The following is a 20,665-nucleotide window of genomic DNA, read 5'->3' on the forward strand; positions in this document are numbered from 1 at the left end:
GCGGCGCCTGGCCGAATCGGCGATCGCGCTGCGCGTGCCGCGCTTCGTGCACATCTCGACGCCGTCGATCTACTTCGACTACCGCCCGCAACCCGCGCACCGGCGTGCAGGCGCAGGACTTCCTGTTCGCGATGCAGGGCCGCGCGGTGTTCAAGTTCGTCTCGGGGCTGCTCGACGGCTTCCTCCAGCGCCTGTTCAGCGGCAGCGGCCGCGGCCTGCACGATGTCGACCTCGTCGTGCCGCACCAGGCCAGCCACCTCTCGATGCAGCACCTGCAGAAGCGCCTGGGCCTGGCGCCGCAGCGCGTGGTCGACATCTACGCCAGCCACGGCAACCAGGTCTGCGCCTCGATTCCCACCGCGCTGCACGAGGCCGTCACCAGCGGCCGCGCGCGCCGCGGCAGCCAGCTGCTGCTGCTGGGCTCGGCTGCCGGCGTCACGCTCGGCGGCATGGTGCTGGCGCTGTGATCCTCGTCACCGGCGCCACCAGCGGGCTCGGCCGCAATGCGGTCGACGACCTGCTGCAACGCGGCATCCGCTTCCGCGCGACCGGCCGCGACCCGGCGCGGCTGGCCGAGCTGCGTGCGCTGGGCGTTGATGCGGTGCCGGCCGAGCTGGCCACGCTGGACGCGCCACAGACGCGCACGCTGCTCGAGGGCGTGCACACCATCTGGCACTGCGCCGCACTGTCCTCGCCCTGGGGCCCGGCCGCCGCCTTCGAGGCCGCCAACGTCACCGCAACGCGGCGCCTGGCCGAATCGGCGATCGCGCTGCGCGTGCCGCGCTTCGTGCACATCTCGACGCCGTCGATCTACTTCGACTACCGCCCGCACCGCCAGATCACCGAAAGCTTCCGCGCCCGGCAACCGGTGAACGCCTATGCCGCGAGCAAGCTGCGCGCCGAGCGCTACCTGCGCGCGCTGGCCCGCGGGTGCAACACCACGCAGTTCGTCATCCTGCGCCCGCGCGGCCTGTTCGGCCCGCACGACCGCGTGCTGCTGCCGCGCCTGCTGAACCTGCTGCGTGCGCGCGGTGGCGTGCTGCCGCTGCCCGCAGGCGGCCAGGCGACGGTGGACCTCACCTACGTCGGCAACGTCGTGCAGGCCATGCACCTGGCCGGCACGCGCCAGGGGCTGCCGCAGGCGGCGGCCTACAACATCTCGAACCAGCAGCCCACCTCGCTGGCCGCGCTGCTGCAATCGCTGCTGGTCGACCAGCTGGGCCTGCACCTGCAGGTGAAGCCGGTTTCCTATCATCTGATGGACGCGGCCGCGCGGCTGATGGAGCTGTGGGGCCACGTCTCGCGCCGCGAGCCGGCCTTCACCCGCTACGGCATCGGCGCGCTGAACTTCGAGATGACGCTGTGCCCGCGCCGCGCCCGCGAGGAGCTGGGCTACTTCCCGACCATCGATCTGCAGCAGGGCGTGCTGCACACCGCCGCCTGGCTGCGGCAGCAGGGCATCGTGCCATGGCCACGCTGAGCGTGTACGAGGCCGGCCACTGCACGCACCCGGCCTGCATGGTGCTGCGCGGCGCCGGCTGGGGCGCCTGCGCCTTCCCGGCGCGCGCCTGGATGATCGAGGCGGCCGGCCGCCGCTGGCTCTGGGACACCGGCTATGCCAGCCACTTCGCCGACCACACCAGTGACGGCCTCTACCGCCTTTACCCGCTGGTCACGCCGGTGCACTTCGACAGCCACCAGGCGCTGGCCGCTCAATTGGCACGTCATGGACTGAAGCCTTGGGACTTCGACGGCATCATCGCCTCGCACTTCCATGCCGACCACATCGCCGGCCTGCGCGACTTCCCCGGCCTGCCGATCCTGTGCAGCGGCGCCGGTTGGGAGATCACGCGCCAGCGCCGCGGCCTGGCCGCGCTGCGCCGTGCCTTCGTGCCGGGCCTGATGCCGTCGGACACCGAGGCGCGCCTGCGCTTCATCGAAGGCTTCGAGCCCATCGCGCTGCCGGCCGCACTGGCCCCGTTCGGCAGCGGCTGGGTGCTGCCGGGCAGCCGGCGCGAAGTGCTGCTGGTCGAGCTGCCGGGCCATGCGGCCGGGCACATCGGCGCGTTCGTGCTCACGGCCGAAGGTTGGCAGCTGCTGGCCGCCGATGCGGCCTGGGCCGCGCAGAACTACACCGAGCGCGTGCCGCCCTCGCGCCTGTCGCACCTGATCATGGAAGACCCCCGCCAGTACCACCGCACGCTGGACCAGCTGCACCAGCTGCACCGCGGCGGCCAGGTGCGCATCAGGCTGACCCACGAAAGCACACCCGCCACCGACCTGCAGCCGCCGGAGACCACGCCATGCTGATGCAGCTGCCGCGCCTGCTGCAGGCCTACCGCCACGCGCGCCGGCTGCGCACGCAGGGCTTTGCCCACCGCGAAGCGCTGCTGGCCCACCAGGCCCGCGGCTGGGCCCGCTTCGAGCGCCAGGTGCTCGACCGCAGCCGCTACTTCCGCCCCTGGCGCGGCCTGCCGCTGGAACGCTGGCCGCTGATGGATAAACCGCAAATGATGCGGCAGTTCGACAACATGAACACCGCCGGCCTGAAGCTGGCGGAGGTGCTGTCCTGCGCACAGGCGGCCGAAGCCTCGCGCGACTTCCGGCCGCTGCTGCGCGGCTTCGGCGTCGGCCTGTCCAGCGGCACGTCTGGCGGCCGCGGCGTGTTCGTCGTCAGCCCGGCCGAGCGCGCGCAATGGGCCGGCACGATGCTGGGCACCATGCTGCCGGAAGGCCTGTTCGCGCACGAGCGCGTCGCGCTGCTGCTGCGGGCCGACAACGCGCTGTACCGCACGGTGCGCACGCCCTGGCTGCAGTTCCGCTTCTTCGACCTGATGGCCGCCTGGGCCGCGCAGCTGGAAGCGCTGCAGGCCTGGCAACCCAGCATCATCGTCGCGCCGGCCCAGGTGCTGCGCGCGCTGGCGCTGGCCGTGCGCGCCGGCCGGCTGACGCTGTCGCCCAAGCTGGTGATCTCGGCCGCCGAGGTGCTGGAGCCGCAGGACCGCGTGCTGCTGCAGCAGGTGTTCGCCCAGGTCGGCGAGGTCTACCAGGCCACCGAAGGATTTCTCGGCGCCACCTGCGCGCACGGCACGCTGCACCTGAACGAAGCGCACCTGATCGTCGAGCCGCAGTGGCTGGACGAGCAGCGCTTCGTGCCGGTGATCACCGACTTCACCCGCAGCACCCAGCCCATCGTGCGCTACCGGCTCGACGACGTGCTGCAGGTGCGCCGCACGCCGTGCCCCTGCGGCAGCCCGCTGCGAGCGATCGAGCGCATCGAGGGCCGCTGCGACGACATGCTGATGCTGCCCGGTACCCAGGGCAAGCCGCTGATGGTGTTCGCCGACACCTTGGCCCGCGCGCTGGCGCAGGCGCTGCCGCTGGAGGCCGACTACCAGCTCGAGCAGCTCGACGCGCGCACGCTGCGGCTGAGCCTCGCCCCGGCCGACCCGCTGCTGCTGCGCCGCTGCCAGGAACACCTGCAGCGCCTGCTGCGCATCCAGGGCGTGCAGGTCAGCATGCTGGCCTGGGCCGAGGCGCAGCCGATCATGGCCGCTGACTTTGCGCGCAAGCGCCGCCGCATCCGCCGGATGCCCAGCGCGCCCGACAGCCTGCCGAGGGCGGCATGAATCCGCTGCTGTACACACGCCTGCGGGCGATGCTGCTCGGCTGGGGCAGCGTGGGCCTGGCCTACAGCCTGGGCGCCGCGTTGCATGCGCCGGGCCGTGTGATCGCCGAGACGGCCATCGACCGGGCGCTGCCGTTCACGCCCGCCGCGGTGTGGCCGTACCTCTCGTTCTTCGCGCTGGTGCCGCTGGCCTACCTGGCCTGTGCGCCGCACCGGCTGCGCGGGCTGCAGCGCAGCATGCAGCTGTGCGCGCTGGTCTGCGCGGTCTGCTTCGTGCTGTGGCCGACCACGCTGGACTATCCCGCGCTGCAGGGCGACGGCCTGAGCCTCGCGCTGCTGCGCACGCTGGCCGGTTCGGACTCCAGCCACAACTGCCTGCCCTCGCTGCACGGCGCCTTAAGCCTGCTGGCCGTGGCCGCGCTGTGGGTGCCAGGCCGGCCGCTGCGCCAGCTGGGCCTGCTGGCCTGGGGGCTGGCGCTGGCCGCCAGCATCGTGATGGCACGCCGCCATCTGGCGCTGGACCTGGGGGCCGGCATCGCGCTGGGCATCGCGGCCGGCCTCACCGTGCAGACCCTGCTGGTCCGCCGCGCCGAGCCGGCCACCGTCAAGGTCGAAGGAGCACAGGCATGAATGCGCTCGCGCTGCCGCTGGCCGGCATGCTGCTGGCGATGCTGGGCGAGCTGTGGGTGCTGTCGCGCCACCAGCGCCTGACGGCCGGCAACCCGGTGCAGACCGAACCCTGGCTCGAAGCCATCGCCAACCTGAACTCGGGCCACCTGGTGCTGTGGTTCTTTCGTGGCCTCGAGGTCGCGGGCTATGCCTGGGTCTGGCAGCATGCGCGCACGTCGGCGCTCGCCGGCTGGCCGCTGTGGGCGGTGGCGCTGCTGGCCTTCGTGGCCTGGGACTTCGGCTTCTACTGGCTGCACCGGCTGCACCACCGCATCGGCCTGCTGTGGGCGGTGCATGCGGTGCACCACCAGGGCGAGCACTTCAACCTCTCGCTGGGCATCCGCAACAGCTGGTTGTCGTCGCTGAGCTCGCTGCCCTTCTTCGTGCCGCTGGCGCTGCTGGGCGTGCCGGTCGAGGTGTTCGTCGCCGTCTCCAGCCTGCACTACACGGTGCAGTTCTACAACCACTGCGGCCTGGTCGAACGCTCGGGCTGGCTCGACCGCGTGATGGTCACGCCGGCGCACCACCGCATCCACCATGGCGCGAACCCCGAGTACATCGACAAGAACTTCGGCGGCACCTTGCTCGTGTGGGACAAGCTCTTCGGCACGTTCCAGCGCCCGGTGCCCGGCGTGCAGATCCGCTACGGCATCGCTGGCTGGCGCCCCAGCTACAACCCGCTGTGGCTGAACCTGCAGCCGCTGCTGCAATGGCTGGGCTGGCACCGTGCGGCGCAGCTGCCGCGCACGCCGGCCCGCCCGCCGCAACGCCGCGACCGCGCGCTGGTGGTGGCCGGCGCCGTGCTGCTGTTCGCCAACGTGGTGGTGGCCGTCCACCGCCAGGCGCCCTGGCCCGATGCCGCGCAGGCCACGCTGTGGGCCGGCCTGGTGCTGCAGACCCTGGCGCTGGGCAGCTGGTCCGACGGCCATGGCCGCGCGGCCTGGAGCCTGGCCGCCGTCGGCATCAGCCTGCCGCTGCTGCAAGGCCTGGCCTTCGACCAGCGCGACGCGCTGACCCTGCTGCCGCTGCTGGCCATGGCCGCGTTCTCGCTGCTGGCGCTGAGCACCTCCTGGACCCGAAGAGCCGCATGAATCCGTACCCACCCCGCGCCCGCTATGCGCCCGGCGCCGACAGCCCGCTGGCCCGCCGCCTGCGCGAGCAGGCCGCGCTGCACCTGCGCTCGACCCAGGACCACGCCTTTGCCGATGCCGGCATGTGGCTGAAGATCGCCTTGCTGGCGGCCATCGTCTTCAGCTGCTATGGCCTGGCCTTGACGGCCACCAATGCGATGGGCCTGGTGCTGGCCACCATCGCCTACGTCTTCGCGACCATGGTGCTGGCGATGAACAGCCTGCACGACGCCGCGCATGGCAGCCTGTGCCGCAGCGCGCGTGCCAACCGCCTGGCGATGCGGCTGGTGGCGCTGCCGCTGGGCATCGAGCCGGTGTACTGGACCTTGCGGCATGTGCACTACCACCACAGCCATGCCAACGTCGACGGGCTGGACCTGGACATCGAACCCAACGTGGCGCTGCGCCAGACACCCTTCCAGGCCTGGCAGCCGCAGTACCGCTGGCAGCACCTGTACTGGCCGCTGGTGGCCGCCATCTCGCTGCCGTGGATCAACTGGGTCTTTGACTGGGCCGACCGCCTGGGTCGCACCCGGCTGCGCGACGATGGCGTGCTGCAAGGGCCACGCGGTTGGGCCACCTTCCTGCTGCACAAGGGGCTGCACGGGCTGCTGACCATCGCGCTGCCGCTGTGGTTGACGCCGCTGGGCCTGGGGCCTGTGCTGCTGGCCTATGCACTGGCGCAGCTGCTGGCATCGTGCTTCCTGGTGGCCACCATCCTCGGCACGCATTGGGCCGACGTGGCCTTCTTCCGCGCGCCGGCCGATGGCCAGCTGCCGCACAGCTGGCACGAGCACGCCTTCCACACCACCGTCGACTGGCGCGGCCATTGGCTGCTGCGGCCCTGGCTCGGAGGCCTGGACCTGCACCTGACGCACCACCTGTTCCCGACCTTGAGCCACCGCCACTACGACGCCTTGAGCCCGGTGGTCGCGCAGGCCGCGCGTGACTTCGGGCTGCCCTACCGCTGCCTGCGCTATCACGAATTGCACGCGGCCCAGCAGCGCTTCCTGCGCCGGATGGGTCGCAACCCGGCCGTCGAAAGCGTCGATGCCGATGTCCGCATCGCTTGACGCGCTGCCGCCCGAAGCGCGGGCCTTCGTGCAGCGCGAGATCGACCAGGGCAATCGCCTGCTGGACGTGATGCAGCCGCCGCCCGAGGTGCCGGCCAGCACCTACGTGATGATGGCCGAGCCGCTGCGTCAGGCCGCGACGTCGCCCGATCAACCGGGTGCCAGCTTCGGCCAGCTCGCCAACGGCCTGCCCGCGGTGATGGTGCTGGATGCCCAGCCCTACGAGCACGATCCGCCCCCCGCCCCCGAGCCGGTGGACCCGGACCATCCGCCACCACTGCAGCGCTGGCGCCGCAGCCGCGCGATCACCTACGAGCAGTGGCACGAAGGCATTGGCTACGACCTGGGCGCGATCGACGAGGCCTCCCCGCCGCAGCACGAGCTGATTATCGAGGACCTGCTGGAGAACGGCCTGAACGACTGGCGCGACATCGAGGCCATGGCCCACATCGGCGGCCGCGTCGCGCGGCGCGCGCTGCGCCGTTGCTGGCGCGAAGGCGGCATCGAACAACGGATGGCGATGCTGCGCCATGCGGCCGACTACATCGGCGACGCACAGCGCACCGCAGCGCTGGTGCAGGCGCTGCGCGAGGCCCCGCTGCGCGATGGCTTGTCAGTCTGCCTGGATGAGCTGGGCGCGCAGCATGCAGCCGGCGAGGCCATGGCCCCGGCGGTGATGCAGGCGCTGTGGGACGCGCTGGACCGGCCCGATGCGGAGGTGACGGTGAACGTCGCCGCCCTGCTGGCCTACCTGCATGGCCTGGCCGACGAACCCTTCGACTGGGACCAGCGCCCCTTCTTCCTGCGCTTCGGCAGCCACGATGGCGCCGAACGCGCCGACGCGCAGGCCGAACTGCGCCGGCGCTGCGGGCGGTAGCCGACCGCAGCCGGCCGGCGGGGTGTTCAGGGCATCGCAATGGCGTCGATGCGGTCGAGCCGCACGACGATCTTGCTGTACTGCTGGCTGCGCAGCTCGACGCTCTGGCCCGGCTCGATCTTGACGACCGCGCCGCCGATGGCCTGGCCGCCCACGTAGACCATGATGCCCTTCTTGCTTTCCTGCGCCGCGGCCAGCGCCTGCTCGATGCCCTTGTTGACATCGGCGGCCTGGGCCGGCAGGTGCAGCGCGCAGCGGTCGGCGCTTCAGCCGATCCAGCGGCGCGCGTTGCCGAACATGCGCATCCACGGGCTGGGCGCGGAGCGGTCGCCCGAGGTCCAGCTCATCAGCACGTTGCGGAACACGCGCTCGGGGTGCGGCATCAGCGCGGTGAAGCGGCCATCCGGCGTGGTCACCGCCGTCAGGCCGCCCGGGCTGCCGTTGGGGTTGAACGGGTAGGCCTCGGTCGGCTGGCCGTGGTGGTCGACATAGCGCATCGCGCGTTGCACGGTGGCCGCATCGCCGCGCTGCGAGAAGTCGGCATAGCCCTCACCATGAGCGACCGCTATTGGCAGCCGGCTGCCGGCCATGCCGGTGAAGAAGATCGACGGGCTGTCCAGCACTTCCACCAGGCTCAGGCGGGCCTCGAACTGCTCGCTCTTGTTGCGCGTGAACTTCGGCCAGGCCTGCGCACCGGGAATGATCGGGCTCAGCGCCGCCATCATCTGGCAGCCGTTGCACACGCCCAGCGCGAAGGTGTCCGGCCGTGCGAAGAAGGCCGCGAACTGGTCGGCCAGCACCGGGTTGAACATCACCGAGCGCGCCCAGCCCTCGCCCGCGCCCAGCGTGTCGCCGTAGCTGAAACCACCGCAGGCGACGAAGCCCTGGAACATGTCCAGCCGCGCGCGGCCGGACTGCAGGTCGGTCATGTGCACGTCGAAGGTCTCGAAGCCGGCCTTGGCCATCGCGTAGCTCATCTCGACATGCGAGTTCACGCCCTGCTCGCGCAGGATCGCGAGCTTGGGTTTCGCGGCGTGCACGAAGGGCGCGGCCACGTCCTCGGCCGGGTCGAAGCTCAGGCCCAGGTGCAGGCCGGGATCGTCGGGCGCACCGGCCGCGGCATGCTCGCTGTCGGCACAGGCCGGGTTGTCGCGCAGCCGGGCGATGCGCCAGCTCACCTCGTCCCAGGCCTGCTGCAGCGCGTGCAGCCCGGCCTTGAAGATCTCCTTGGTGTCGCGCCAGACCTCGACCACGCCGCGGTCGTTGGTCTTGCCGATGACGTGGCTGTGGCGGCTCAGGCCATGGCTGCGCAGCACCGCCATCACCGCATCGCGCTGCTCGCGCGGCACCTGGATCACGGCACCCAGCTCTTCGTTGAACAGCGCCTTCAGCGTCAGCTCGTTGCGGCGCTCGCTGACCTGGCTGGCCCAGTTCTTCGAATCGCCGAACTCGGCCCGGCTGTCGCTGATGCCGTCGCCTTCGGTGACCAGCAGGTCGACGTTCAGGCTCACGCCCTGGCGGCCGGCGAAGGCCATCTCGCACACGGTGGCCCACAGGCCGCCATCGCTGCGGTCGTGGTAGGCCAGCAGCTGGCCGGCCTGGCGCAGCTGGTTGATCGCGGCCACCAGCGCCTGCAGGCGCGCGGCATCGTCGAGGTCGGGCACCTCGTCGCCGAACTGCCCCAGCACCTGCGCCAGGATCGAGCCGGCCATGCGGCCGCGGCCGGCACCCAGGTCGATCAGGATCAGGCTCGTGTCGCCCGGCTGCAGCTGCGGCGTCAGGGTGCCGCGCACGTCGTCCAGCGTCGCGAAAGCGCTGACGATCAGGCTGACCGGCGCCGTCACCTGCTTGCTTTGGCCGTTATCGGTCCAGCGCGTGCGCATCGACAGGGAGTCCTTGCCCACCGGAATGCCGATGCCCAGCGCCGGGCACAGCTCCAGGCCGACGGCCTTCACCGTGTCGTACAGCGCAGCGTCTTCGCCCACCTCGCCGCAGGCGGCCATCCAGTTCGCGCTGAGCTTCACGCGCGAGAGCTCGATCGACGCCGCCAGCAGGTTGGTGATGGCCTCGCCCACCGCCATGCGGCCCGAGGCCGGCGCGTCCAGCGCGGCCAGCGGCGTGCGCTCACCCATGCTCATGGCCTCGCCGCGGAAGCCGGCATAGTCGGCCAGCGTCACCGCGCAGTCGGCCACCGGCACCTGCCAGGGGCCGACCATCTGGTCACGGTGGTTCAGGCCGCCCACGGTGCGGTCGCCGATGGTCACCAGGAAGCGCTTGCTCGCCACCGTCGGGTGACGCAGCACGCTGAAGGCCACCTCGTCGAGCTTCACGCCGGTCAGGTTCAGCGGCGACTCGCTGCGCGCGACCCGCTCGACCACACGGTGCATCTTCGGCGGCTTGCCGAGCAGCACGTCCATCGGCATGTCGATCGGGCGCGCGCCGCCGGGGCCGTCTTCGAGCACCAGTTCGCGCTCATCGGTGGCGACGCCGACCACCGCGAACGGGCAGCGCTCGCGCGCGCACATCTGCTCGAACAGCGGCATCAGGTCGGGATTGATCGCCAGGACGTAGCGCTCCTGGCTCTCGTTGCACCAGATCTCCTTCGGCGCCAGGCCGGTCTCTTCCAGCGGCACCTTGCGCAGGTCGAAGCGCGCGCCCTTGTGGGCACCGTCCACCAGTTCGGGAAAGGCATTGCTGATGCCGCCCGCGCCGACGTCGTGGATCGCCACCACCGGATTGGTCTCCCCCAGCGCCCAGCAGTGGTTGATGACCTCCTGCGCACGGCGCTGGATCTCGGGGTTGCCGCGCTGCACCGAATCAAAGTCCAGCGCCGCGGTGTTGCTGCCCGCGGCCATCGAGCTGGCGGCACCGCCGCCCATGCCGATGCGCATGCCCGGGCCGCCCAGCTGCACCAGCAGCGTGCCGGCGCCGAAGGGCAGCTTGTGGGTCTGGCCGGCGCTGATGGTGCCGAGGCCGCCGGCAATCATGATCGGCTTGTGATAGCCCCGATAGACGCCGGCCACGGCCTGCTCGAACACGCGGAAGTAGCCGCCCAGGTTGGGCCGGCCGAACTCGTTGTTGAAGGCCGCGCCGCCGAGCGGCCCCTCGGTCATGATCTGCAGCGGGCTGGCAATGTGTTCGGGCTTGCCGATGCCGTGCTGCTCCCAGGGCTCGGCCAGGCCGGGCAGGTTCAGGTTCGAGACGCTGAAGCCGGTCAGGCCCGCCTTGGGCCGCGCGCCGCGGCCGGTGGCGCCTTCGTCGCGGATCTCGCCGCCGGCGCCGGTGGAAGCGCCCGGGAACGGCGAGATCGCCGTCGGGTGGTTGTGGGTCTCCACCTTCATCAGCACATGCGCGGTCTCGCGCCGCGGGCCGTAGGCCGGCGCGTTGGTGAAGCCCTGCGGCAGCCAACGCTCGACCGGCCCGCCTTCCATCACCGCCGCGTTGTCCGAATACGCCACCACGCTGTGCTGGCCGGACACCTGCTCGGTGTTGCGGATCATCCCGAACATCGACAGCGGCTGCTTGTGGCCGTCGATCGTGAACTCGGCATTGAAGATCTTGTGCCGGCAATGCTCGCTGTTGGCCTGCGCGAACATCATCAGCTCGACATCGCTGGGGTTGCGCTGCAGGCCCCGGAACGCTTCGACCAGGTAGTCGATCTCGTCGTCGCTCAAGGCCAGGCCGAACTCGGTGTTGGCCGCCACCAGCGCGGCACGCCCCTGGCCCAGCACGTCCACGTGCGCCATCGGCTCGGCCTGTTGCGCGTCGAACAGGTGGCGCGCGGCCTCGCGCTCGAAGGCCACATGCTCGGTCATGCGGTCGTGCAGCAGCGCGGCGCAGGCCTGCAGTTCGGCTTCGCTCAAGGGCTTGCTGCCGCCCAGCAGGCCGTGCTTCAGGCGCAGCCGGTATTCGGTGACCCGCTCGACGCGGTGCAGCGCGAGGCCGCAGTTGCGCGCGATGTCGGTGGCCTTGCTGGCCCAGGGCGACACGGTGCCCAGCCGCGGCATCACGACGACCAGCGCACCCTCGTCGCCAGCGTTGTACGGGTCGCCGTAGTGCAGCAGCGCATGCAGCTTGTCGAGCTGGCCCTCGCCCGCGCCATCGATCCAGTGAACATGGCGCGCCGCAACGCCGGTCACCCGGGGACAGGCGGCCTGCAGTTTCGGCAGCAGCGCCTGGGCGCGGAACTCGCTCAGGGCATTGCCGCCCTCGACGTGCATCAGGTGTTGGGCCAGCGAAGCCATGCGAATACCCGGGTGGAAACCCGGAATTCTATAATTCGCCCCCATGTCGATCTCCCTGAAGACCGCTGCCGACATCGAAGGCATGCGCATTGCCGGCCGTCTGGCCTCCGAAGTGCTGGACATGTTGACCGCGCATGTGAAACCCGGGGTCACGACCGACCAGCTCGACAAGCTGGCGCACGACCACATCGTCCACGTGCAGGGCGGCGTGCCCGCGCCGCTGAACTACGCGCCGCCCGGCTACATCCCGTACCCGAAGTCGATCTGCACCTCGATCAACCATCAGGTGTGCCACGGCATCCCGAACGACCGGCCGTTGAAGAACGGCGACATCGTCAACATCGACGTCACCGTCATCAAGGACGGCTGGCATGGCGACACCAGCCGCATGTTCGTGGTCGGCGAAGGCTCGATCGCCGCGAACCGGCTGTGCACCATCACCTACGAAGCCATGTGGAAGGGCATCGCCAAGGTCAAGCCCGGCGCGCGCCTGGGCGACATCGGCCACGCGATCCAGACCTTCGCCGAGAACCAGGGCTTCTCGATCGTGCGCGAGTTCTGCGGCCATGGCATCGGCCGCAAGTTCCACGAAGAACCGCAGGTGCTGCACTACGGCCGCCCGGGCACGCTGGAAGAACTGGTGCCGGGCATGGTGTTCACGATCGAGCCGATGATCAACGCCGGCCGGCGCGAAATCCGCGAGATGGGCGACGGCTGGACCATCGTCACGAAGGACCGCTCGCTGTCCGCGCAGTGGGAACACACCATCGTCGTCACCGAGACCGGCTACGAGGTGATGACGCTCTCGGCCGGCTCGCCGCCGCCGCCGGCCTTCATCCAGCCGCCGCAGGCCGCGGCCTGAGCGCCGTGCTCACTGCCGTGCAGCCCGCGCCCACGAGTGGCGGTGTCGCCGCGCTGCGCGCACGCTTTCGCGATGGCAAGAAGGCGCTGATCGACCACTTCCTGCAGTCGCGCGCCTCGGCCCCGGCCGCCACGCGGCTGGTCAAGGCGCTGACGCGGCATGTTGACGCGACGCTGTGCGACCTGTGGCGCAGTGCGGCGATGCCGCCCGGCGCGGCGCTGGTGGCCGTCGGCGGATACGGCCGTGGCGAGCTGTTCCCGTACTCCGACATCGACGTGCTGGTGCTGCTGCCCAGCGGCGCCACCACCGATGCGCTGCGCGCCGCGGTGGAAGGCTTCATCACCGCCTGCTGGGACATCGGCCTGGAGATCGGCTCCTCGGTGCGCACGGTGGACGAATGCGTGGCCGAGGCACAGGCCGACGTCACGGTGCAGACGGCGCTGCTCGAGTCGCGTGTCATCGCCGGCAGCAAGCGCCCGTTCGTGCTGTTCCGCCGCGCCACCGCGGCGGTGATGGACCCGGCCGCCTTCTTTCGTGCCAAAACGCTGGAAATGCGCCAGCGCCATGTGAAATACGAGGACACGCCCTACTCGCTCGAGCCCAACTGCAAGGAAAGCCCCGGCGGCCTGCGCGACCTGCAGGTGGTGATGTGGGTGGCCCGCGCCGCGGGCCTCGGCCGCAGCTGGAGCGAACTGGCCGCCAACGGCCTGATCACCCCCTTCGAAGTGAAGCAGCTGCAGCGCAACGAGGGCACGCTGAAGGTCATCCGCGCGCGCCTGCATGCGGTGGCCGGCCGCCGCGAGGACCGGCTGGTGTTCGACCTGCAGACCGCGGTGGCCGAGAGCTTCGGCTACCAGGCCACGCGCGCGCAGCGCTCGTCCGAAGTGCTGATGCACCGCTACTACTGGGCGGCCAAGGCGGTGACGCAGCTGAACCAGATCCTGATGCTCAACATCGAGGAACGCATCGCCGGCTCCGAGGCCGCGCCGATGCGCGCGATCGACGAGCATTTCCTCGACCGCGGCGGCATGCTGGAAGTGGCGCGCGACGATCTCTATGTCGAGCGGCCGCACACCATCCTCGAGACCTTTCTGGTGTTCCAGCAGACGCCGGGCATCAAGGGGCTCTCGGCCCGCACGCTGCGCGCGCTGTACAACGCCCGCAACGTGATGGACGGGCGCTTCCGCGCCGACCCGGCCAACCGGGCCACCTTCATGGAAATCCTGCGCCAGCCGCAGGGCATCACGCATGCCTTCCGGCTGCTGAACCAGACCTCGGTGCTGGGCCGCTACCTGTGGGTGTTCCGCCGCATCGTCGGCCGCATGCAGCACGACCTGTTCCACGTCTACACGGTGGATCAGCACATCCTGATGGTGCTGCGCAACGTGCGGCGCTTCTTCATCCCCGAGCATGCGCACGAGTACCCGTTCTGCTCGCAGCTGGCCAGCGAATGGGACAAGCCCGAGATCCTGTACGTCGCCGCGCTGTTCCATGACGTGGCCAAGGGCCGCGGCGGTGACCACTCCGACCTCGGCGCCATCGAGGTGCGGCGCTTCTGCCGCGACCACGGCATCGCGCGCGAGGATGCCGCGCTGATCGAGTTCCTCGTCAAGAACCACCTGACGATGAGCACGGTGGCGCAGAAGGAAGACCTGTCCGATGCCGACGTGATCCGCGCCTTCGCGCTGAAGGCCGGCAACGTGCGGCGCCTGACCGCGCTGTACCTGCTGACGGTGGCCGACATCCGCGGCACCAGCCCGAAGGTGTGGAACGCCTGGAAGGGCAAGCTGCTCGAGGACCTGTACCGCATCACGCTACGTGCGCTGGGCGGCGCCAAGCCCAACCTCGACGCCGAGACCGAGGCGCGCAAGCAGGAAGCGCGGCAGATCCTCGCGCTGCATTCGGCCTTGCCCGGCACCGAGGGGCCGCTGTGGAAGACGCTGGAGCTGAGCTACTTCGCGCGCCACGACGCGACCGAGATCGCCTGGCATGCGCGCGCGCTGTGGCGCCACATCGAGACCACCGAGCCAGTGGTGCGCACGCGGCCTTCGCCCGTGGGCGATGGCCTGCAGGTGTTGGTGTACTCGCCCGACCGGCCGGACCTGTTCGCACGCATCTGCGGCTACTTCGACGGCGCCGGCTACTCGATCCAGGACGCCAAGATCCACACCAGCCGCACCGGCTATGCGCTGGACACCTTCCAGATCGTGCGGCCGGGCTACGAGGGCGACCAGGCCGGCTACCGCGACCTGATCTCGCTGATCGAGACCCAGCTGAGCCAGGCGCTGGCCAGCGACAACCCGCTGCCCGAGCCCAGCCGCGGCCGAGTGTCGCGCCGCGTCAAGTCCTTCCCGATCACGCCGCGGGTGTCGCTGCGGCCGGACGAGCGTGCGCAGCGCTGGCTGCTGTCGGTCAGCGCCAGCGACCGCTCGGGCCTGCTGTACGCCATTGCCCGCGTGCTGGCGCAGCACCATGTGAACCTGCAGCTGGCCAAGGTCACCACGCTGGGCGAGCGGGTCGAGGACACCTTCCTGATCGACGGGCCCTCGCTGCAGCAGAACAAGGCCCAGCTTCAGATCGAGAGCGAGCTGCTCGACGCACTGATGCCCTTGCGATGAGCCTGCGAACGATCGACGCGGCCGGCGCCGTGGCGCAGCTGGCCGGCTTCGACACCATCATCGACGTGCGCTCGCCGGCCGAGTACGCCGAGGACCACCTGCCCGGTGCCGTGAACTGGCCGGTGCTGGACGACGAAGAGCGCCGCATCGTCGGCACCTTGTACGTGCAGGAATCGCCGCTGGCCGCGCGCAAGCTGGGCGCCGCGCTGGTCTCGCGCAACATCGCCCGCTGGCTCGAGCAGGGTGTGCAGGACAAGCCGCGCGAGTGGCAGCCCCTGGTCTACTGCTGGCGCGGCGGGCAGCGCTCGGGCTCGCTGGCGCTGGTGCTGGACCAGATCGGCTTTCGGACCACGCGGCTCGAAGGCGGCTACAAGGGCTTTCGCACGCTGGTGCGCGAGGGTCTGAACGCGCTGCCGGCGCGCTTCGATTTCCAGGTGCTGCTGGGCCGCACCGGCAGCGGCAAGACAAGGCTGCTGCAGGCGCTGGGTGCGGCCGGCGCGCAGGTGCTGGACCTGGAGGCGCTGGCCTGCCACCGCGGCTCGCTGCTGGGCGGCGTGCCGGGCCGGCCGCAGCCGGCGCAGAAGCGCTTCGACACGCTGCTGTGGCAGGCGCTGCGGGCGCTCGACCCCGCGCGACCGGTGTTCGTGGAGGCCGAGAGCCGCAAGATCGGCGCGCTGCAGCTGCCCGATGCGCTGGTCATGCAGATGCAGCAGCAGGGCCGCTGCGTGCAGGTCGAAATGCCCGAGGCCGCGCGCATCGCGCTGCTGCTGGAGGACTATGCGCCGCTCACGGCCGAGCCGGAAACACTGTGCTCGCTGCTGCAGGGCCTGGTCAGCCTGCGCGGGCATGCCACCGTCGAGCGCTGGCAGTCCCTGGCCCGCGCGGCCGACTGGCCGGGCCTGCTGGCCGAACTGCTGGCGCAGCACTACGACCCGCTGTACAAGCGCTCGACCGACCAGCTCTACCGCGGCATCGCGCAGGCCCGGATCCTGCATCTGCCCGACGGCGGTGCGCCGGCGCTGCAGCAGGCCTGTGCGGTGCTGCTGCCGGCCAGTCAGCCCACCGTCGCGTGACGGCGTTATGCTGAAAGCCGTCCGGCGTGGAGTTGCTGCCCGATGAAACCTTCCGTCCGCCTTGCGCTGTGCTCCTTGCTGCTCGCCGCGCTGCTGCCCGGGGCCTTCGCCGGCCCGCTGCTCGACGCGATCCGCGAACGCCGCGAGCATCGCCGCCAACAGGCGGCTGAAGCCAGGGAGGGCCCCTCCGGCAGCGAGGAGCTCGAAGGCGCCGGCACCGAAGGGAAGGCCAAGATCGCGCTGCCCGCCGGTGCGCGCGCGCTGACCGACCTGTCCTACGGCAGCGATGCGGCGCAGAAGCTCGATGTCTACATCCCTGCCAAGGCCAAGGACGCACCGATCCTGTTCATGGTGCATGGCGGCGCCTGGATGGTGGGCGACAAGGCCGCGTCGAAGGTGGTGCTCAACAAGGTCGGCCACTGGCTGCCCAAGGGCTACATCGTGGCCTCGCCGAATTACCGCATGTCTCGCTCGCCGAAGGTGATGGACCAGGTCGACGACGTGGCGCGTGCACTGGCCTTCGTGCAAGGCAAGGCAGCCGAGTGGGGCGGCGACGGCAGCCGCGTGCTGGTGATGGGCCATTCGGCCGGCGCCCACCTGGTGTCGATGATCGCGTCGGACCGCGGCCTGGCCGCTGCCCACGGTGCCAGGCCCTGGCTCGGCACGGTCTCGCTGGACAGCGCGGCCTTCGACATCGTCGACATCATGAAGACGAAGCACTACCGCTTCTACGACCGTGTCTTCGGCAGCGACCGAGGCTTCTGGGAGCAGGCCTCCCCGTTCCATCGGCTCAGCGCCGCGCCGGCGCCGATGCTGCTGGTGTGCTCGACCAAGCGCAGCGACTCCTGCCCGCAGGCCAAGGCCTACGCGGCCAAGGCCACCGGGTTCGGCGGCAAGGTGAGCGTGCTGCCAGTGGACATGACCCACGGCGACGTGAACGGCAAGCTCGGCGAGCCGGGGGAGTACACCGCGCAGGTCGAGGCCTTCATGCGCGGCCTCGGGCTGCCATGAGGCGTGAATATGTCGCGAACCCGCCGGTTCCCTGGTGGCTGCTCTCCCGATTCAGGGGACAGACCCGGTCTGCGGACCCTCGGATAATCGTGTTGGACCATGGACCTGGCCGCAAGGCCGACAGGACAAGCTGCATGCTGATGAACACCTCGTCATTGATTGCCCGCCTTTCGCTGCGCGCCGCCGCGGGCCTGGTGGTGCTGGCTGGCCTGTCGATCGGCGCGCATGCCCAGGCCACTCCGGTGGTGGTGCCGGCGCAGGAAGTGCCCGATCTCACGAGCAATGCCGACCGCATGATCTCCTACCGCCACCAGGAGCACATGTGGCAGACCAGCGACGGTGCGCTGCACGTGGTGATCAACCGTGGCACGCTGGCGCCGAATGCGGGCCTGCAGCTGTACAGCAGTTTCGACAACGGCGTCAGCTGGACCCTGGCCATCTCCACCGGCAACACCGGCTCGATGTCCACCTCCGACGGCGCGCTGGTCGGCGACAACCTCTCGCTGGTCTACAACAACGTCAACAACGTCATCATCCACGCCGGCCTGCAGTACAACGTCGGCACCAAGACCTGGACGCCCACCGGCTCGCAGGCGGTGTTCGCCTCGCCGAACGCCATCGCGCTGAACCCGGCCATCGCCTTCGACACCGTCGGCAATGCCTGGGTGGCCTACGTCGCGCAGAACACCTCCACCGGCAACTACATGATCCGCATGGCCAAGCGCAGCGCCGGCGGCAACGTGTGGACCGACACCGGCCTCACCTTCGGCGCGGTGGACAACACCTCGATCGAACGCAGCGCGCGCCCGGTGGCCCTGCCGAACGCGATGGGCATGGTGTTCTCGGTGCACGACAAGGTGTACTGGTCCAAGCGCGACAACAGCCTGCCTGACAACAGCGCCTGGACCACCCAGCTGCTGTACACGCGGAGCAGCGGCTCGGGCAGCGATCCCTACTCCAGCCACTTCAACCTGACCACCGACGATGCGGGCAACATCCACATGGCGATGGTCGACGCCGGCAACATCAAGTACTTCCGCTACCCGGTACGCACCGGCGTGTGGAACACCGTGCGCACGTTGACCACCGATGGCCAGGCCGCGTACTGCCAGGCCAGTTTCGTTGGCGGCAGCAAGATCCAGATCACCTCGAACGTCGGCGGCAAGTTCTCGAAGACGCTGGTGTCAACCGACAAGGGCCAGACCTTCGCCGGCGGCTACGTGCTGATGCACCCCGCGCCGGTCGACGGCACGCAGTACCCCTACGCGCGCCTGGAAACCCCGGCCCGCGTTGCCAGCCCCGCGCCGGTGCTGCAGCAGTACATCGTCGACAGCGTGCAACGCGTGATGCTGTTCCAGGAACCCTGAACCTGGGGGCCCCGGCCGCCTGGGGTGAACGGCAACGAGAGGCCCTGCGGGGCCTCTTGGCATTTTCAGCGGTTCAGGAAGTCAGCGATCAGGTTGATCAGCGGCGTGCCGGCGTTGGACTGGATCGAATCGACCTCGTGCTGCGCCTGCAGCACATCCCACAGCTGCAGGCGGCCGCCGCAGTGACTCCACTTGTCGACCGTGCCGGTGCTGGTCTTGGCGCTGAGCTGCGGAGTCTCGCCGCACATCATCTGCGCGCGGCGCACGTACTGCTGCCATTCGCCAATCATGATGGGATTGTCGAAAGCCGGGCCGCTGGACACCAGTGGTGACAGGCGCCAGGTCAGCGCATCCCACTTGCCGCTGTTCTGCATGATCTGGTCGCTGCCGGCGAAGATGCCGTAGTACGGGGCGGCATTCGCACCCGGGTTGCAGGGCGTGTTGGGGTCCAGGTAATAACTCGATGCCGGACCCGCCAGCGACACGTAGGCCTTGAAGGTGGTGGGCGCCTCGCACCACATGCGGTTCGTCATCGCGCCGCCCATCGAATGGCCGGCCAGCACGATGTCGGACACGCCATAGGTGCTCTTGATGTACGCGGCCAGGGCCTTCAGGAAGGCCACGTCGTCCTGACCCGAGGTCATCGTGTGGTTGGACCAGCCTTGCGCCAGCGGCGCGGAAGGAATGTTCAGCCCCTGCGGGAACACGACGATGGTCTTGTTCGACACCAGCCAGGGCCAATCGGCCGTGTCGGTGGTAGGCGCCGAGGCGGTGCTGTTCAGGCCCAGGCTGTTGGCCAGCCCGTAGTTGGTGCCGCCCCCGCCATGCAGGAACACGATGGCCCGCGTGGCGCCGGCCGGCTGCAGCACGAAGATCTGGTTGCCGAAGCCCGGGAGGGTGATGTTCTTCAGCAGGCCCGAGCTGCGCACTGGGCTGATGAAGCTGCCCAGGTCGCCGACATAGGTGATGTCGGGCCAGGAACCGCCCAGCACGTACACCTTGCCGTCCGCCACGCCAAGGTAGATGCCGGTATCGGGGTAGTAGCGGTAGATGTAGGGCGGCAGGCTGGTGATGTTCTGCTGGTGCTTCGGGAAGAACTGCGGAAAGGTCTTCTCGCCGAAGTCCATCAGCTGCGTGGCGGCATCCACGGGGTCGACCGTGGTCGTGGCGGCACGCACCAACGGCTGGAATGCAAAGGCCGCGGCCAGCGCCGATGCGCCCGCCACGGCCCGGATGCTGAACTTGCTGGACATGCCCAAGGCTTCCTCCTCAGCCGTATATAGCACGGCCGCGTTGAGGAATGCTGTCGGGCTTCAGCCCATGTGCAAGCCGCCGTTGCAGCTGAAGTCAGCCCCGGTGGTGAAGCCGGAATCCTCGCTGGCCAGCCAAGCAACAATCGAGCCGATTTCTTCCGGCGTGCCCAGGCGCTTGACGGGAATCGTCGCGACGATCTTCTCCAGCACCTCAGGCTTGATCGCGCGCACCATGTCGGTCCCGATGTAGCCCGGGCTGACCGTATTGACCGTCACGCCCTTGGCGGCGAGTTCCTGTGCCAGCGCCATCGTGAAGCCATGCATGCCGGCCTTGGCCGCCGAGTAGTTCGTCTGGCCGGCCTGGCCCTTCTCGCCATTGACCGACGAGATCTGGATGATGCGGCCCCAGCCCTTCTCGACCATGCCCGGCACCACCTGCTTGGTGACGTTGAACATGCTGTTGAGGTTGGTGTCGATGACGGCCTTCCAGTCCTCCGGCGACATCTTCAGGAACATGCGGTCGCGCGTGATGCCGGCGTTGTTCACCAGCACGTCGATCGAACCATGCTCGGCCACCGCCTTCGAGAAGGCCTCGACGGTCGAATCCCAGTCGGCCACATTGCCCACCGAGGCGTAGAACGTGAAGCCCAGCGCCTTCTGCTCGTCCAGCCACTTCTGGAAGTCGCGGCTCGGTCCGCAACCGGCGATGACCTTGAAGCCTTCCTTGGCCAGGCGCTGGCAGATCGCGGTACCGATCCCACCCATGCCGCCCGTCACGTACGCCAGTTTTTCTGCCATCACTTTGCTCCTTGTGTATTGAAGTTGAGGCGCCGAAGCCAGCGTGATCCCAAGCCGCGTGG

The 20,665-nt window shown here is 69.8% G+C and carries 17 protein-coding genes; 13 read left to right on the plus strand and 4 right to left on the minus strand.

Going from position 1 to position 20,665, the window contains the following annotated elements; translation table 11 throughout:
* The 8 genes from ACILR4_RS18860 to ACILR4_RS18895 form a co-directional block, all read left to right on the plus strand.
* Positions 1-467, plus strand: a 467-nt coding sequence (locus ACILR4_RS18860; protein ID WP_395702412.1) for a 3-oxoacyl-[acyl-carrier-protein] synthase III C-terminal domain-containing protein, incomplete at its 5' end; no start/stop codon positions are given.
* The gene (locus tag ACILR4_RS18865) at positions 464-1,480 is read left to right on the plus strand and encodes an NAD-dependent epimerase/dehydratase family protein (protein ID WP_395702413.1); all 1,017 of its coding nucleotides are present in this window, start codon (positions 464-466) and stop codon (positions 1,478-1,480) included. The genes ACILR4_RS18860 and ACILR4_RS18865, both read left to right, overlap by 4 nt.
* Positions 1,468-2,310 carry an MBL fold metallo-hydrolase gene (locus tag ACILR4_RS18870; RefSeq protein WP_395702414.1) on the plus strand — a complete coding sequence of 281 codons (843 nt, stop codon included), beginning with the start codon at positions 1,468-1,470 and terminating at the stop codon, positions 2,308-2,310. The genes ACILR4_RS18865 and ACILR4_RS18870 overlap by 13 nt, the downstream gene beginning before the upstream one ends.
* Complete coding sequence (locus ACILR4_RS18875; RefSeq protein WP_395702415.1) at positions 2,304-3,629, plus strand: F390 synthetase-related protein; 1,326 nt, start codon at positions 2,304-2,306, stop codon at positions 3,627-3,629. The genes ACILR4_RS18870 and ACILR4_RS18875 overlap by 7 nt, the downstream gene beginning before the upstream one ends.
* Complete coding sequence (locus tag ACILR4_RS18880) at positions 3,626-4,258, plus strand: inositol phosphorylceramide synthase (protein ID WP_395702416.1); 633 nt, start codon at positions 3,626-3,628, stop codon at positions 4,256-4,258. Before ACILR4_RS18875 ends, ACILR4_RS18880 begins: the two co-directional genes overlap by 4 nt.
* Positions 4,255-5,388, plus strand: a complete 1,134-nt coding sequence (locus tag ACILR4_RS18885) for a sterol desaturase family protein (protein WP_395702417.1) — start codon at positions 4,255-4,257, stop codon at positions 5,386-5,388. Before ACILR4_RS18880 ends, ACILR4_RS18885 begins: the two co-directional genes overlap by 4 nt.
* Positions 5,385-6,500, plus strand: a complete 1,116-nt coding sequence (locus ACILR4_RS18890; protein WP_395702418.1) for a fatty acid desaturase family protein — start codon at positions 5,385-5,387, stop codon at positions 6,498-6,500. The genes ACILR4_RS18885 and ACILR4_RS18890 overlap by 4 nt, the downstream gene beginning before the upstream one ends.
* Positions 6,484-7,377, plus strand: a complete 894-nt coding sequence (locus ACILR4_RS18895) for a hypothetical protein (protein ID WP_395702419.1) — start codon at positions 6,484-6,486, stop codon at positions 7,375-7,377. The genes ACILR4_RS18890 and ACILR4_RS18895 overlap by 17 nt, the downstream gene beginning before the upstream one ends.
* A gap of 26 nt (positions 7,378-7,403) precedes the next feature.
* On the opposite strand, the gene ACILR4_RS18900 is transcribed toward ACILR4_RS18895, so the two are convergent.
* Positions 7,404-7,541: a hypothetical protein gene (locus ACILR4_RS18900; protein WP_395702420.1), complete on the minus strand. Its 138-nt coding sequence runs from the start codon at positions 7,539-7,541 to the stop codon at positions 7,404-7,406.
* 102 nt (positions 7,542-7,643) lie between these two features.
* On the minus strand, positions 7,644-11,621 hold the full coding sequence (gene purL, locus ACILR4_RS18905; RefSeq protein WP_395702421.1) for a phosphoribosylformylglycinamidine synthase: 3,978 nt from the start codon (positions 11,619-11,621) through the stop codon (positions 7,644-7,646).
* A gap of 43 nt (positions 11,622-11,664) precedes the next feature.
* On the opposite strand from purL, the gene map reads away from it, so the two are divergent.
* The 5 genes from map to ACILR4_RS18930 all read left to right on the plus strand — a co-directional run bounded on the left by map (position 11,665) and on the right by ACILR4_RS18930 (position 18,552).
* Positions 11,665-12,483: a type I methionyl aminopeptidase gene (gene map, locus ACILR4_RS18910; RefSeq protein ID WP_395702422.1), complete on the plus strand. Its 819-nt coding sequence runs from the start codon at positions 11,665-11,667 to the stop codon at positions 12,481-12,483.
* A 5-nt stretch (positions 12,484-12,488) separates the two neighbouring features.
* Positions 12,489-15,101 (plus strand): [protein-PII] uridylyltransferase, encoded by a 2,613-nt coding sequence (locus ACILR4_RS18915; RefSeq protein WP_395702423.1) that lies wholly within the window; start codon positions 12,489-12,491, stop codon positions 15,099-15,101.
* Positions 15,098-16,174, plus strand: coding sequence for a tRNA 2-selenouridine(34) synthase MnmH (gene mnmH, locus ACILR4_RS18920; protein ID WP_395702424.1), 1,077 nt, complete (start codon positions 15,098-15,100; stop codon positions 16,172-16,174). The genes ACILR4_RS18915 and mnmH overlap by 4 nt, the downstream gene beginning before the upstream one ends.
* A gap of 42 nt (positions 16,175-16,216) precedes the next feature.
* Complete coding sequence (locus tag ACILR4_RS18925) at positions 16,217-17,185, plus strand: alpha/beta hydrolase (protein ID WP_395702425.1); 969 nt, start codon at positions 16,217-16,219, stop codon at positions 17,183-17,185.
* Positions 17,186-17,319: 134 nt separating this feature from the next.
* The gene (locus tag ACILR4_RS18930; protein ID WP_395702426.1) at positions 17,320-18,552 is read left to right on the plus strand and encodes a hypothetical protein; all 1,233 of its coding nucleotides are present in this window, start codon (positions 17,320-17,322) and stop codon (positions 18,550-18,552) included.
* A 65-nt stretch (positions 18,553-18,617) separates the two neighbouring features.
* On the opposite strand, the gene ACILR4_RS18935 is transcribed toward ACILR4_RS18930, so the two are convergent.
* Complete coding sequence (locus tag ACILR4_RS18935; RefSeq protein ID WP_395702427.1) at positions 18,618-19,805, minus strand: alpha/beta hydrolase family esterase; 1,188 nt, start codon at positions 19,803-19,805, stop codon at positions 18,618-18,620.
* Between the two features lie 60 nt (positions 19,806-19,865).
* On the minus strand, positions 19,866-20,603 hold the full coding sequence (gene phbB, locus ACILR4_RS18940) for an acetoacetyl-CoA reductase (protein ID WP_395702428.1): 738 nt from the start codon (positions 20,601-20,603) through the stop codon (positions 19,866-19,868).
* Between the last annotated feature and the right edge of the window lie 62 nt (positions 20,604-20,665).

This window comes from Aquabacterium sp. (assembly GCF_044226965.1).
In the GTDB taxonomy this organism is placed as follows: Bacteria; Pseudomonadota; Gammaproteobacteria; order Burkholderiales; family Burkholderiaceae_C; genus Pseudaquabacterium.

Excerpts from the sequence above, each read along its gene's own strand:
- ACILR4_RS18870 (WP_395702414.1), top strand. The coding sequence starts at position 1,468 with ATGGCCACGCTGAGCGTGTACGAGGCCGGCCACTGCACGCACCCGGCC.
- ACILR4_RS18875 (WP_395702415.1), top strand. The coding sequence starts at position 2,304 with ATGCTGATGCAGCTGCCGCGCCTGCTGCAGGCCTACCGCCACGCGCGC.
- ACILR4_RS18880 (WP_395702416.1), top strand. The coding sequence starts at position 3,626 with ATGAATCCGCTGCTGTACACACGCCTGCGGGCGATGCTGCTCGGCTGG.
- ACILR4_RS18885 (WP_395702417.1), top strand. The coding sequence starts at position 4,255 with ATGAATGCGCTCGCGCTGCCGCTGGCCGGCATGCTGCTGGCGATGCTG.
- ACILR4_RS18890 (WP_395702418.1), top strand. The coding sequence starts at position 5,385 with ATGAATCCGTACCCACCCCGCGCCCGCTATGCGCCCGGCGCCGACAGC.
- ACILR4_RS18895 (WP_395702419.1), top strand. The coding sequence starts at position 6,484 with ATGTCCGCATCGCTTGACGCGCTGCCGCCCGAAGCGCGGGCCTTCGTG.
- ACILR4_RS18900 (WP_395702420.1), bottom strand. The coding sequence starts at position 7,541 with ATGGTCTACGTGGGCGGCCAGGCCATCGGCGGCGCGGTCGTCAAGATC.
- purL (WP_395702421.1), bottom strand. The coding sequence starts at position 11,621 with ATGGCTTCGCTGGCCCAACACCTGATGCACGTCGAGGGCGGCAATGCC.
- map (WP_395702422.1), top strand. The coding sequence starts at position 11,665 with ATGTCGATCTCCCTGAAGACCGCTGCCGACATCGAAGGCATGCGCATT.
- mnmH (WP_395702424.1), top strand. The coding sequence starts at position 15,098 with ATGAGCCTGCGAACGATCGACGCGGCCGGCGCCGTGGCGCAGCTGGCC.
- ACILR4_RS18925 (WP_395702425.1), top strand. The coding sequence starts at position 16,217 with ATGAAACCTTCCGTCCGCCTTGCGCTGTGCTCCTTGCTGCTCGCCGCG.
- ACILR4_RS18930 (WP_395702426.1), top strand. The coding sequence starts at position 17,320 with ATGCTGATGAACACCTCGTCATTGATTGCCCGCCTTTCGCTGCGCGCC.
- ACILR4_RS18935 (WP_395702427.1), bottom strand. The coding sequence starts at position 19,805 with ATGTCCAGCAAGTTCAGCATCCGGGCCGTGGCGGGCGCATCGGCGCTG.
- phbB (WP_395702428.1), bottom strand. The coding sequence starts at position 20,603 with ATGGCAGAAAAACTGGCGTACGTGACGGGCGGCATGGGTGGGATCGGT.